A 12,829-nucleotide genomic window follows, 5' to 3' on the forward strand; every position below is an offset into this window, starting at 1 on the left:
GAGCCATGCGCGCCCTGATCCAGCGCGTCAAACGTGCCAGCGTGGCGGTCGACGATCGCGAGGTGGGCGCCATCGGCCCGGGGCTGCTGGCCCTGGTGGGCGTCGAGAAGGGCGACGACCAGGCGGCAGCCGACCGGCTGCTGCACAGGCTACTGCACTATCGGGTGTTCCCCGACGCGGCGGGCAAGATGAACCTGAACCTGCAGCAGGCCGAAGGCGGCCTGCTGCTGGTCTCCCAGTTCACCCTGGCCGCCGACACCCGCAAGGGGCTGAGACCCAGCTTCTCCAGCGCTGCACCGCCCGCCGAGGGCGAGCGCCTCTTCCACTACCTGCTCAGGCGCGCCCGAGACGCCTGGCCGAGGGTCGCCAGCGGCGAGTTTGCCGCCAACATGCAGGTCTCGCTGATCAACGATGGACCGGTGACGTTCCTGCTCGAAAGCTGAAAGCTGGAAGCTGGAAGCTGGAAGCTGGAAGGCAGCGCGCGCCCACAGGTGTCTCATTCAAGGGGGGCTTCCAGCTCCCGGCGAAGCCGGACCAGGTTATCTTTCAGCTTCAAGCTTATGGCTCATAGCTCCGCGCGCAGCGCGGCGGCCTCCAACGCCTCCTCGGCCTCCAGCCAGGCCTGTTCCAGGTCTTCCAGACGCGACTTGAGCTCGCCCTGGCGACCGAGGCGCTCGGTGAGCTCGTCCTTGCGCGCCGGGTCGGTATAGAGCTCGGCGTCGCCGAGCGTCTCCTCCACCGCGGCGAGTTCCTTCTGGACCTTCTCCATGGCCTGCTCGGCGCGGTCGCGCGTCTTCTTCAGGGGCCGCAGCTTCTCACGCAGTTCGGCGGCGGCGCGACGGGCCGTCTTGCGATCCTCCCTGGGAGCCTCCCCCTCGGCCTGGCGGTCGGCCTTGTCGGCCCGGGCCTCGCGGCGCTCGCCCTCCAAGCGCGCCTTGAGCCAGGCCCGATAGTCCTCCAGGTCGCCATCAAAGGGCTCGACGCGATGGTCGGCCACCCGCCAGAACTCGTCCACGGTGGCGCGCAACAGGTGCCGGTCGTGGGAGACGATGATCACCGTCCCCGCGAAGCTCGCCAGCGCTTCGGTGAGCGCCTCGCGCATCTCCAGGTCCAGGTGGTTGGTGGGCTCATCCAGCAGCAGCAGGTTGGGCTTCTGCCAGGCGACCAGCGCCAGGGCCAGGCGCGCCTTCTCGCCGCCGGAGAAGCGCCCCACCTCGGCGAAGGCGTCGTCGCCGTGGAAACCGAAGCCGCCCAGGAACTTGCGAATGTCCAGGTCGGCGGCGGTAGGCGAGAGACGCTGCACGTGCATGAAGGGCGTGGCGGCCAGGTCCAGCCCCTCCAGCTGGTGCTGGGCGAAGTAGCCGATCGCCAGGTGCTCGCCGGCTACCCGCCGGCCGGAGAGTAACGGCAGATCGCCAGTCAGCGACTTGATCAGGGTCGACTTGCCGGCCCCGTTGGGGCCCAGCAGGCCGATGCGCTGGCCGGGCAGCAGGCTCAGCTTGACGCCCTCGAGCTGCACCGCCTCCTGGCCGGCCTCGTTACGGTAGCCCAGGCGCGCCTCGTCGAGCACCAGCAGCGGGTGGGACACCTTGTCGGACGCCGGAATGGTGAAGTGGAAGGGCGAGTCGGCATGGGCCACGGCGATATCCCCCATGCGCTCGAGGGTCTTGAGCCGGCTCTGGGCGGCGCGCGCCTTGGTCGCCTGGTAGCGGAAGCGGGCCACGAAGCGCTCGATCTCCTCGCGGCGCGCCTGCTGCTTGGCGGCCTCGGCCTGCTGCAGGGCCAGCTTCTCGGCGCGGGTGCGCTCGAAGGTGGAGTAGTTGCCACGATAGAGCACCAGGCTGCGGTGATCGAAGTGCACGATGTGATCGCACACCGCATCGAGGAAGTCGCGGTCGTGGGAGATCAGCAGCAGGGTGCCGGGGTAGCGGGTGAGCCACTGCTCGAGCCACAGCAGGGCATCCAGGTCGAGGTGGTTGGTGGGTTCGTCCAGCAGCAGCAGGTCGGAGGGCTTGAACAGCGTGCGCGCCAGGTTGACGCGCATCCGCCAGCCCCCGGAGAACGCGGCCAGCGGCCGCTCCAGGTCGGCCTGGACGAAGCCCAGCCCCACCAGCAGCTGAGCCGCCCGGGCCGGGGCGCTGTAGCCATCCAACGCCTCGATGGCGCCATGCAGTTCCGCCTCGCGATGGGCGGCGTCCTGCTCGCGGGCGGCCTCGAGGGCCGCCTCGGTGTGGCGCAGCTCGCGGTCGCCGTCCAGCACGTAGTCGATGATGGAGCGCTCCAGCGCCGCCACCTCCTGGTCCATGTGGGCGATGCGCTGGCCACCGCTCATCTCCATCTCCCCCTGGTCCGGGGAGAGCTCGCCGAGCAGCAGCTTGAACAGGCTCGACTTGCCCGCCCCGTTGGGCCCGACGATGCCCGCCTTGTGGCCAGCATGCAGGGTCAGGTCGGCTCCCTCGAGCAGGGTCTGGGTGCCGCGTTGCAGGGAAACTTGGCGCAGTGCGATCATGCAGGCTCCACTCGGCAGTCCGTGAGGCTGCCGCCCACCGGGACGACAGCCGTGTCATGACCCACGATTCTACCCAATTGCCGTCCGCTCTGCGGGCCCGACTGCTCGACGCCCCCCTATGGGAGTTTGCCCTCGCCCTCTACGGGCGCGACGGCGTCGAGGCGGCCTGCCTGGTGCTCCAGGACGAGGCCGGGGTCGATGTCTGCGAGCTGCTCTGGCACTGCTGGCTCTATCAGCACGGGCTGGCGTGCGACGCGTGCCCCGACCCGGTCCGCCGCTGGCAGCGCCGTGTCACGATCCCCCTTCGCCGGCTGCGCCGGGAGCTGAAGCCGGAGGCCCAGGAGAGCGAGTCCGTGGCCGCGCTGCGCCGGACGCTCCAGCAAGCCGAGCTCCAGGCGGAGCGCGAGGCCCTCTCGCGCCTGGAGCGGCTGGCGTTCGAGAGCGACCGGCTATCTGCCCTGCCGAGCCCCTCTCCCCGCCTGGCGGAACGCCTCGCCACGCGTCTGCAAGTGCAGAAAAAACCTCATCTTAGTGCCCTGCAAACCCTAGAAAGCCAGCTTGACCCCTCTTGGCGGCCACGCTAGCCTGAAATCAGCCGAGTGAATGTCATGTTCACCTGACACCTGCTGATGGCCGCATCCTCCATCACGGGACAAACCTGCAGAGGGATCACAAGAATGAAGTCACACAAGCTGTTGACGGGCGCCGGTATCGGCGCACTGATGTTCGGCATGTCCACCGCTGCTTTCGCCGACAACTGGCGCTACGCCCACGAGGAATACGAGGGTGACGTCCAGGACGTCTTCGCGGTCGCCTTCAAGGACTACATCGAGGCCAACTCCGACCACTCGCTGCAGATCTACCGTTTCGGCGAGCTCGGCGAGTCCGACGACATCATGGAGCAGACCCAGAACGGCATCCTGCAGTTCGTCAACCAGTCGCCCGGCTTCACCGGCTCGCTGATTCCCGAGGCGCAGATCTTCTTCATTCCCTATCTGATGCCCACCGACATGGACCAGGTGCTCGAGTTCTTCGACGAGAGCAAGGCCATCAACGAGGTGTTTCCGGAGCTCTATGCCGAGCAAGGCCTGGAGCTACTTCAGATGTATCCGGAAGGCGAGATGGTGGTCACCGCCGACGAGCCGATCACCTCGCCCAAGGACTTCAATAACAAGAAGATCCGCACCATGACCAACCCGCTGCTGGCGGAGACCTACAACGCCTTCGGTGCGACGCCCACGCCGCTGCCCTGGGGCGAGGTCTATGGCGGCCTGCAGACCGGCATCATCGACGGCCAGGAGAACCCGATCTTCTGGATCGAGTCCGGCGGCCTCTACGAGGTCTCCCCGCACCTGACCTTCACCAGCCATGGCTGGTTCACCACCGCGATGATGGCCAACCAGGACTTCTTCGAGGGCCTCTCCGACGAGGACCAGGCGCTGGTGCGTAAGGCATCCGAAGCGGCCTACGATCATACCATCGATCACATCCAGGGCCTGGCCGAAGAATCGCTCGACAAGATCATGGAAGCCTGCGACGAGTGCACCGTGACACGGCTCAACGATGAGCAGATCCAGGCCTTCAAGGAGCGCGCGCCCCAGGTCGAAGAAGAATTCATCGACATGACCGGCGAGCGTGGCAAGCAACTGCTCGAGCAGTTCAAGGCCGACCTCGAGGCCGTAACCGAAGACGTGGAGTAATCACCACCGGCTTCGACCTTGAAGGGGGGTGGCCTGCCCGGGCCGCCCCCCTCCTGTTGTTTATGGACATGAGGTTTGTGGACATGAGGTTTCCGAACATGGCAGCGTGCACCCAGCGTTGATGTCGGCGGCCACCGGGCCAGGCATCCACGCGTATGCTGGCCATAAGGGATTCCTGATTTTCCCTCATCGCAGCCGAAGGGGAGTACGGACATGACCGACGACGAGTCCGAAAAGCACTATCGCTCGGGCCTTCCTGGCCCGCTCGGGGTCATCGACACCCTGATAAGCAAGTTGGAGGCGGCGATCCTGGCACTCGGCGTGCTGCTGATGGCCTTCAACACCATCGCCAACGTCATCGCCCGCTTCGTGTTCGGTGACAGCATCTTCTTTTCCGGCGAGATCAACCGCATCCTGATCATCATGATCACCTTCGCCGGCATCGGCTATGCCGCCCGCCACGGTCGCCATATCCGCATGTCGGCGATCTACGATGCCCTGCCGGTCGGCGGCCGCAAGGCGCTGATGATCTTCATCTCTCTGGTCACCTCGCTGGTGATGTTCTTCCTGCTCTACTACTCGATCGTCTACATCCTGGACCTGCAGTCCAAGGGCAGGATCCTGCCGGCGCTGGGCTTCCCGATCTGGATCATCTACATCTGGGCACCCCTGGGCTTTCTGATCACCGGGATCCAGTACCTGCTCACCGCGATCAAGAACCTGACGTCACGGGACGTCTATCTGTCGACTGGCGTGCTCGACGGCTACAAGGACACGGAAACGGAAGTCTGACGGAGGGCAGAACGCCCGGGGGAACGCACGATGACGACAATAATGGTTACCACCATGATCGCCCTGCTGCTGCTGGGCTTTCCCATGATGATCCCGCTGATCACCGCGGCGGTCATCGGTTTCTACATGATGTTCAACGGCCTGGGCCAGATGGACACGCTCATCCAGCAGATGATGGCCGGCATCCGCCCCGCCTCGCTGATTGCGGTGCCGATGTTCATCCTGGCCGCCGATATCATGACGCGTGGGCATTCGGCCGATCGTCTGATCAACATGGTGATGTCCTTCATTGGCCACGTTAAGGGCGGTCTGGCGGTCTCCACCGCGGCCTCCTGTACCTTGTTCGGCGCCGTCTCGGGCTCTACCCAGGCCACGGTGGTGGCCGTCGGGTCGCCACTGCGTCCCAAGATGCTCAAGGCCGGCTACTCGGACTCCTTCACCCTGGCGCTGATCATCAACTCCAGCGATATCGCCTTCCTGATCCCGCCCAGCATCGGCATGATCATCTACGGGGTTATCTCGGGAACCTCCATCGCCGAACTGTTCATCGCCGGCATCGGGCCCGGGCTGTTGATCCTGGTGATGTTCTCGATCTACTGCGTGATCTACGCCACCGTGCGCAAGGTCCCTACCGAGCCGAAATCGAGCTGGGGCGAACGCCTCACCGCGGTCCGCCTGGCCCTGTGGCCGCTGGGCTTCCCGGTGATCATCGTTGGCGGCATCTACGGCGGCATCTTCAGCCCCACCGAGGCAGCGGCCGCCTGTGTGCTTTACGCCATCTTCCTGGAGTTTTTGATCTTCCGCTCGCTGAAGATCAACGACATCTATGCCATCGCCAAGTCCACCGGCCTGATCACCGCCGTGGTGTTCATCCTGGTCGCGGTGGGCAATAGCTTCTCGTGGATCATCTCCTTCGCCCAGATCCCCCAGGAGATCCTGGCGGCAGCGGGCGTCCACGAGGCGGGCCCCACGGGCGTGCTGATCGCCATCTGCGTCGCCTTCTTCGTGGCCTGCATGTTCGTCGACCCCATCGTGGTGATCTTGGTGCTGACGCCGATCTTCGCCCCGGCCGTGGCGGCTACCGGGCTCGATCCAGTGCTGGTGGGCATCCTGATCACCCTGCAGGTGGCCATCGGTTCGGCGACGCCACCCTTCGGGTGCGACATCTTCACCGCCATCGCCATCTTCAAGCGCCCCTACCTGGACGTGATCAAGGGCACGCCGCCCTTCGTGCTGATGCTGATCATGGCCGCGGCCCTGCTGATCATGTTCCCGCAGATCGCCCTGTTCCTGCGTGACCTGGCGTTCGCCTGACCCAAGGAGTAAACGACCATGTTCAATCGGATACTGGTCCCGGTGGATGGCTCCAAGGGCGCCCTCAAGGCGCTGGAGAAAGGTGCTGGCCTGCAGCTGCTGACCGGGGCCGAGTTCTACATCCTGTGCGTCTTCAAGCACCACAGCTTGCTCGAGGCCTCGCTCTCCATGGTGAGGCCCGAGCAGCTCGACCTGCCCGATGACGCGCTCAAGGAGTACGCCACCGAGATCGCGGTCCATGCCAAGTCTCATGCCGTGGAGCTCGGGGTGCCGGCCGAGAAGGTACGCTCCTTCGTCAAGGGGGGGCGGCCGTCGCGCATCATCGTGCGCTTTGCCCGCAAGCGCGAGTGTGACTTGATCGTGATCGGCTCCCAGGGCACCAACGGCGACAAGAGCCTGCTGCTGGGCAGCGTCGCCCAGCGGGTGGCCGGCTCCGCCCACTGCCCGACCCTGATCGTCTGACCCTCGCGGGCACCCCTCGCCGGGCCGGTTTCCCCCTGTATGTCATGCGGGTGCGGAACTGGCCCGGCCCTGTTAGAGTCCCATGATTTCCATGCATTCTCGGACATCCACCCAAGGCGCCTGCGCGCCAAAGCACAAGGTTCTTTCATGAAGACACTGCTGACCTCCGCCTCCCTGACAGCCCTGCTGGCCGCCGCCCCCCTGGCACTGGCCGCCGCCCCGGAGACCGACGACGAAAAGCTGGGCTACAGCCTCGGCGTGACCCTGGGCCAGAGCATCCAGCAGGATGTCGAGGACCTGGACGTCGATGCCTTCACCCAGGCCATCCGCGACGTCTTCGACGACGGCGAGCTGGAAATGAGCGACGAGGAGATGGCCAAGGCCCTGACAACGTTCCAGCAGGAGGCCATGGCCGCCCGCGAGGCCGAGACCGAACAGCAGGCCGCGGCCAACCGCGCCGAGGGCGAGGCCTACCTGGCCGAGAACGCCGAACAGGACGGGGTGACGGTCACCGACTCGGGCCTGCAGTATCGCGAGCTGGAATCCGGCGACGGTGCGACCCCCACCGCCGCCGACACCGTGGAGGTCCATTACGAGGGCACCCTGATCGACGGCACCGTCTTCGACAGCTCCTATGATCGCGGCGAGCCGGTGAGCTTCCAGGTCGGCCAGGTCATCGAGGGCTGGCAGGAAGCCCTGCTGCTGATGAGCGTGGGTGACACCTGGGAGGTGGTGATTCCCTCCGAGCTGGCCTACGGCGCCCAGGGACAGGGTCCCATCGGCCCCCACGAGACGCTGATCTTCAAGGTCGAGCTGCTCGACGTGGCTGGTGAATGATCCGGCCCCGATGAACGCCCTCCGCTGCCTGGCCGCCGCCGGTCTCTGTCTGGGGCTGGCCGCCCCGCTGGCCGCCCAGGAGCCGCCGGCACAACTGCCGCGCCTGGGCGTGGACCGGGACAGCGTCAGCGTGCTCGGTGTCTCCTCGGGGGGCTACATGGCCACCCAGCTGGCGGTGGCCTGGCCCGAACGGTTCGCCGGGCTGGGCGTCGCCGCCGCCGGGCCCTGGGCCTGTGCCCGCGGCTCCCTGGGCCTGGCCCTGGGCCAATGCATGTCGACCCAGCGAGGCATGCCGGACCCGGCGGAGCTCGAGGACCGCTACCGGGGGTACCGCCGGCGCGAGCTGGTCGGCGAGCCCGAGGCCCTGGCCGAGCTGCGGGTCTTCGTCTGGCATGGCGCGGAGGACGACACCGTGGCCCCCGCACTGGGCCAAGCCCTGGCCGAGCAATTTCGCGGCTGGCTGGCCTCCCCCGATGGCCAGCTGAGGTTCATGGAGAGCGAGGAGGCCGGCCACGGCTGGCCGCTGGCGGCGAGTGTGGACACGCCCGTGGATGCCCTGGCGGACTGTCGCGGCGGCGGCGGCACCCACCTGCTGGCCTGCGACCTGGATATCGCCGGGGAGATGCTGGGCTGGCTGCACGGCGACCTGGCGCCCCCCGCGCCGGGCGAACCACGGGGTGAGCTCGTGCGCTTCGACCAGTCAAGCTTCGACGCCCGCGGGCTGGGTGACACCGGTTACCTGTTCGTGCCAGCGAACTGCGAGAAGGGCGGCTGTGAGCTGACCGTGGCGCTGCATGGCTGTGCCATGGATGTCGAGCAGATCGACGAGGCCTTCGTTCGCCACAGTGGCCTCAACGAGTGGGCCGCCACCAATCGACGGGTGGTGCTCTACCCCCAGGCGGAAACCAGCCTGCCCAATCCCCAGGGCTGCTGGGACTGGTGGGGCTTTTCCGAGAGCACCTGGCAACTCGACCCCCTGCATGACAGCCGCCGGGGCTCCCAGACGGGGGCGTTGATGGCCATGATCGAGCGCCTGCAGCAGGCACCCGACGAGAAATAAGCCAGCCGTTCCCGTGCCGAGGCGTCAGCCCTCGGCCAGCGCCTGTTCCAGGGCGGCCTGCAGCGGGCCCGAGGTGGGGGAATGCAGCACCCGGCGGCGAATCTCGCCGTCGCGGTCGACCAGGAACAGCGAGGCGCTGTGATCGATGGTGTAGGCCATGGCGGAGTCCGGGGTCGCCACCCTGCGCCAGACCACCCCGTAGCGTTCGGCCAGTGCCTCGAGCGCGTCCTGGCTGCCGGTGGCGCCGATGAACCCCTCCCCGAAGAAGGCCAGGTACTCCTCCAGCCGCGTCAGGGTATCCCGCTCGGGGTCCAGCGAGATCATCAGCGGGACCACCCGGCGCCGCTGCTCGGGGTCGAGACGCCCCATCACCTGACGCACCACGGCGAGGCTCATCGGGCAGACATCCGGGCACCAGGTGTAGCCGAAGAAGATCACCGCCAGCTGATCATCATCGAGCTGGCTCAGCGAGAACTCGCCCGCGGTCGACGGCAGCTCGATCGGCCCTCCCTGGGGCTCGCCCTTCGCCGGGTCCCTCAGCTGCTGCTGGTAGAAGGCGAGGCCGACCGCGACCACCATCAGTATCGCGCCCAGTCCCAGCCAGATGCCTCGCCGCTGCATGATCACCGCCTCGCCACGTCGAAGTCGAACCAGCTTCCCAGACGGCCTTGTGGCGTGTCCACCACCACCTTCGCGCGCCAGGGCATGACCGCCTCGGTACAGATCGTCACCTGCCCCTCCCCACGGAAGACGCCGCCTCCCACGGCCTCGAGGGGGAAGCGGTGCAACCCCATGTCCATGTCGCGGCCGACGAAGTCGACGCGCGCGGACTCGGCGGCAATACCCGCCAGGCGCACCTCCAGCGGCAGACGCTCCAGGGCCCGGATGGGGCCGTCCGACGCGATCGCCAGGCGCAGCGTGATGCCCTGCCCCAGGCGCGCCGTGCAGGGGCCCGCATGGAGGTCGCAGCGGACCTCCGCCGGCGGATGCCAGTGCACACCGACCTCATCGCGCAGGCTGTAGCGGGTCAGGTACCAGAGCGCCACGGCGAGGGTCAGCAGGGTGACGGTGATCAGCAGGGGCAGCAGCGGGGGGCGAGCCGCACCGCTCGACGACGGGATACGCGGGGGCATGGCGAAGCGCGGGGCCTCCATCGGTGGCAGGATGGAGGTAAGCTTATCAGCATTTGCCTGCGGCGAAGTGCGCAAGGATGTCGCAGGGGAGACCATCAGGAGGGAACTGTCATGGACGACGTGGGCAACGCACTGGGGCCGCTGTTCCTGCTGATCCTGCTGGGCGCCGGGCTCGGCTGGTGGCGCCAGCCGGGCGGCGACTTCTGGCCGCGCATGGAACGGCTGATCTACTTCCTGCTGTTTCCCGCCATGCTGGTCTCGACCCTGGCCACCGCGGACGTCGCCCAGGTGCCGGTGGCCCGGCTGGCCCTCGCCCTGCTCGGTGCCATGGGCCTGTTCGGCCTGCTGCTGTGGGGGCTGCGAGGCCGGCTGCGACTCGCTGCGCCCGCCTTCACCTCGGCCTTCCAGGGCGCGCTGCGCTTCAACACCTATGTCGGGGTGGCCGGGGCCGCCGCCCTGCACGGCAGTGCCGGGGCCACGGTGGCCGCGGTCGCGGTGGCGCTGATGGTGCCAGTGGTCAACGTGCTCTGCGTGGCCAGTTTCATCGCAACCGGCACTCTGGGCTCGGCGAGCCTGGGCAGGAGCCTCGCCGCACTGACGCGCAACCCGCTGATCCTGGCCTGCCTGACCGGCATCGCCCTCAACCTCAGCGGCATCGGCCTGCCCGGCTGGAGCCAGCCCGGCATGGAGCTGCTGGGCCGTGCCGCCCTGCCGCTGGGCCTGGTGGCGGTGGGCGTGGCGCTGCGTCCCGCCGCGCTACTGAGACGCGATCGCGGGGTCTGGACCGCCAACCTGGTCAAGCTGGGGCTGATGCCGGCCCTGGTGCTCATTCTGGCCCTGCTGCTGGGCCTGGATCCAGTGACCCGCGATGTGGCCCTGCTGTTCGCCGCCCTGCCCACCGCCACTTCGGCGTATATCCTGGCCCGCCAGCTGGGCGGAGACGCCGAGCTGATGGCGGCCCTGATCACCGGCCAGACGCTGCTGGCCATGCTGACCCTGCCGCTGTGGCTGCGCCTTGCCGGCTGACGATACATCGCTAACGAAAAGCGTTCGCATTTGTATTGACAGCTCAAACGAGAATGATTATTCTTGAACCGTGGCGTTGATGAGGCGCCACGCCAGGCAGGAACCCGCCAGTCTCCTGCCCTGGTTTCTCCCTCTCATTGCTAGTCACGGTCTTTTTTGCCGCCTCTTCCGGGGCGGCTTTCTTTTGGTTCTTCGCAGACTGGCGTGAAAGCGAAACAAAGCTGACCTAATTAAGGCAGGATAGCGAAACGTCGGTAAATCCGAGCAAGCAGTTATTCACCACAAACGTCTGTTCACGGTTACCGCCCTCGCCATAGAGGCTACCCCCCTGCTCCGGAAAGGCTTCACCGTCGCTCATCACGCGTTTCTGGCCCCTTAGACGTCGCATCTCCAGGTGGAGCCCGATGATCGGATTACCCCTGTCTGCAGCGGCTATAATAAGACTGCCCGCAAGATCAGCAAGCGGATTGCCTTCGGATATGGCGACACGGCGTACTTCTTTGTAAAGATCCACGCCGCTTTTCCGGCAAAGTGCCATGAACCGTTTAAATCACCGCCGGTGGATCACACGCGGCGGTGAGAAGCATTGGTCAGGTCACAGCACCATGGCCGCAATCCAACCAAAGACCACTAGCGGAATGTTGTAGTGCAGGAAAGTCGGCACCACGCTGTCCCAAATGTGATCATGCTGGCCATCGACGTTGAGGCCGGCGGTGGGGCCAAGCGTCGAATCCGAGGCGGGCGAGCCGGCATCCCCCAGAGCAGCAGCGGTGCCAACCAAGGCCACTGTAGCGAGCGGCGAAAAGCCGAAGTTGAGCGCCAATGGGACGTAGAGCGAGGCGATAATCGGAATCGTCGAGAAAGACGAGCCAATACCCATGGTGATGAACAGGCCCACCAGCAGCATGATCAACGCCGCCAGTCCCTTGTTGTCACCGATCATCTCGGTGGAGCTCGTTACCAACCCTTCGACCTCACCACTGGCCTGCATCACGCTGGCGAAACCTGCCGCGGTGATCATGATGAAGCCGACCAGGGCCATCATCCGCATGCCTTCGGTGAAGATGCCGTCCTGCTCATGCCAGCGAAAAACACCGCTCAGCGATAGCACGGCGAAACCGAAGATACCGCCCAGCACCATCGAGCCGGTGTAGAGCTGAACCGCTACCGTGCCTACCAGCGCAATGGCGAGTACGGCCTTCTGCCAGCCCTTCAGATGCTGCGACGCCTCGGCAGGAGTCTCGTCACCGTGCGCCAGATCACGGTCCTCATACTTACGCCCTTTCCGGTAGCTGATCAGCACTGCCACGGCGAGCCCCAGCGCCATGCCCCCGATGGGAATCACCATGGCCATCGGCACCATCTGGCGAGTCACCTCGAGACCCAATGCGGCACCGCTCTCATTGAGATTGGTCAGCAGAATGTCGTTAAGGAAGATGGCACCAAAGCCCACCGGCAGCAGCATGTAGGGCGCGGTGATGCCGAAAGTGATCACACAAGCCACCAAGCGACGATCAAGCTGAAGATGGTTCATCAGCTTGAGCAGAGGCGGCACCACTACCGGAATGAAGGCGATGTGTACCGGGATCAGGTTCTGGGAACTGATGGCCGCGGCCAACAAGGCGGCCAGCAGCGTATAAGTCACCATCCGCCGGCTGCTGCCCGTCTCGTCGACATGAAAGCGGCTAATGGCACGATTCGCCAATACCTCGGTGATCCCCGAACGAGAAAGCGCCACGGCGAAGGCGCCCAACACGGCATAGGCGAGCGCCACGGTAGCGCCGTTGCCTAGGCCATCGTTAAAGGCATCAAGGATCTCATTGATGGGCATGCCAGCATAGAGACCGCCCACCAGAGTGGCGACGATCAGAGCAAAGACCACGGAAACGCGAGAAAGACTCAGACCGACCATCACCAGGATGGCCAAGACGATTGCATTCATGGAAAGCCTACTTTGTCGTTGGAGTTGAATACGATGACTGCTCCACGGCCCGGT

General features: G+C 66.0%; 14 protein-coding genes. 9 read left to right on the forward strand and 5 right to left on the reverse strand.

The genetic code is table 11. The annotated features are described in order from the left end of the window. The first annotated feature begins 5 nt into the window (after positions 1 to 5). Positions 6 to 443 carry a D-aminoacyl-tRNA deacylase gene (dtd, locus tag OP497_RS05605; protein ID WP_280547096.1) on the forward strand — a complete coding sequence of 146 codons (438 nt, stop codon included), beginning with the start codon at positions 6 to 8 and terminating at the stop codon, positions 441 to 443. A gap of 122 nt (positions 444 to 565) precedes the next feature. Here the strand turns inward: dtd and OP497_RS05610 are convergent, their stop codons facing one another. Then, positions 566 to 2,509 carry an ATP-binding cassette domain-containing protein gene (locus OP497_RS05610; protein WP_280547097.1) on the reverse strand — a complete coding sequence of 648 codons (1,944 nt, stop codon included), beginning with the start codon at positions 2,507 to 2,509 and terminating at the stop codon, positions 566 to 568. 56 nt (positions 2,510 to 2,565) lie between these two features. Between OP497_RS05610 and OP497_RS05615 the strand changes: the two genes are divergently transcribed. The 7 genes from OP497_RS05615 (at position 2,566) to OP497_RS05645 (ending at position 8,674) form a co-directional block, all read left to right on the forward strand. After that, positions 2,566 to 3,093 carry a TIGR02444 family protein gene (locus tag OP497_RS05615; protein WP_280547098.1) on the forward strand — a complete coding sequence of 176 codons (528 nt, stop codon included), beginning with the start codon at positions 2,566 to 2,568 and terminating at the stop codon, positions 3,091 to 3,093. A 93-nt stretch (positions 3,094 to 3,186) separates the two neighbouring features. After that, positions 3,187 to 4,209, forward strand: coding sequence for a TRAP transporter substrate-binding protein DctP (dctP, locus tag OP497_RS05620; protein ID WP_280547099.1), 1,023 nt, complete (start codon positions 3,187 to 3,189; stop codon positions 4,207 to 4,209). 213 nt (positions 4,210 to 4,422) lie between these two features. Continuing rightward, entirely contained in the window at positions 4,423 to 5,001 is a 579-nt protein-coding gene (locus OP497_RS05625) for a TRAP transporter small permease (RefSeq protein ID WP_280547100.1), read from the forward strand. A 30-nt stretch (positions 5,002 to 5,031) separates the two neighbouring features. Beyond that, a complete protein-coding gene (locus tag OP497_RS05630; RefSeq protein ID WP_280547102.1) occupies positions 5,032 to 6,315 on the forward strand; it encodes a TRAP transporter large permease in 1,284 nt (427 codons plus the stop codon). Positions 6,316 to 6,333: 18 nt separating this feature from the next. Then, positions 6,334 to 6,777: a universal stress protein gene (locus OP497_RS05635; RefSeq protein ID WP_280547103.1), complete on the forward strand. Its 444-nt coding sequence runs from the start codon at positions 6,334 to 6,336 to the stop codon at positions 6,775 to 6,777. Positions 6,778 to 6,924: 147 nt separating this feature from the next. Then, on the forward strand, positions 6,925 to 7,614 hold the full coding sequence (locus OP497_RS05640) for an FKBP-type peptidyl-prolyl cis-trans isomerase (protein ID WP_280547104.1): 690 nt from the start codon (positions 6,925 to 6,927) through the stop codon (positions 7,612 to 7,614). 10 nt (positions 7,615 to 7,624) lie between these two features. Next, a complete protein-coding gene (locus OP497_RS05645; RefSeq protein ID WP_280547105.1) occupies positions 7,625 to 8,674 on the forward strand; it encodes a PHB depolymerase family esterase in 1,050 nt (349 codons plus the stop codon). A 24-nt stretch (positions 8,675 to 8,698) separates the two neighbouring features. On the opposite strand, the gene OP497_RS05650 is transcribed toward OP497_RS05645, so the two are convergent. Both OP497_RS05650 and OP497_RS05655 read right to left on the reverse strand, forming a co-directional pair. Next, the gene (locus tag OP497_RS05650; RefSeq protein WP_280547106.1) at positions 8,699 to 9,295 is read right to left on the reverse strand and encodes an SCO family protein; all 597 of its coding nucleotides are present in this window, start codon (positions 9,293 to 9,295) and stop codon (positions 8,699 to 8,701) included. 2 nt (positions 9,296 to 9,297) lie between these two features. Further along, a complete protein-coding gene (locus OP497_RS05655) occupies positions 9,298 to 9,807 on the reverse strand; it encodes a hypothetical protein (RefSeq protein ID WP_280547107.1) in 510 nt (169 codons plus the stop codon). A gap of 111 nt (positions 9,808 to 9,918) precedes the next feature. Between OP497_RS05655 and OP497_RS05660 the strand changes: the two genes are divergently transcribed. Beyond that, positions 9,919 to 10,833 (forward strand): AEC family transporter, encoded by a 915-nt coding sequence (locus OP497_RS05660; RefSeq protein WP_280547108.1) that lies wholly within the window; start codon positions 9,919 to 9,921, stop codon positions 10,831 to 10,833. A gap of 226 nt (positions 10,834 to 11,059) precedes the next feature. On the opposite strand, the gene OP497_RS05665 is transcribed toward OP497_RS05660, so the two are convergent. Beyond that, on the reverse strand, positions 11,060 to 11,347 hold the full coding sequence (locus tag OP497_RS05665; protein WP_280547109.1) for a hypothetical protein: 288 nt from the start codon (positions 11,345 to 11,347) through the stop codon (positions 11,060 to 11,062). Between the two features lie 81 nt (positions 11,348 to 11,428). Beyond that, entirely contained in the window at positions 11,429 to 12,775 is a 1,347-nt protein-coding gene (locus OP497_RS05670; protein ID WP_280547111.1) for a Na+/H+ antiporter family protein, read from the reverse strand. Between the last annotated feature and the right edge of the window lie 54 nt (positions 12,776 to 12,829).

It is taken from the genome of Halomonas sp. 11-S5 (assembly GCF_029889825.1).
GTDB lineage: Bacteria > Pseudomonadota > Gammaproteobacteria > Pseudomonadales > Halomonadaceae > Halomonas.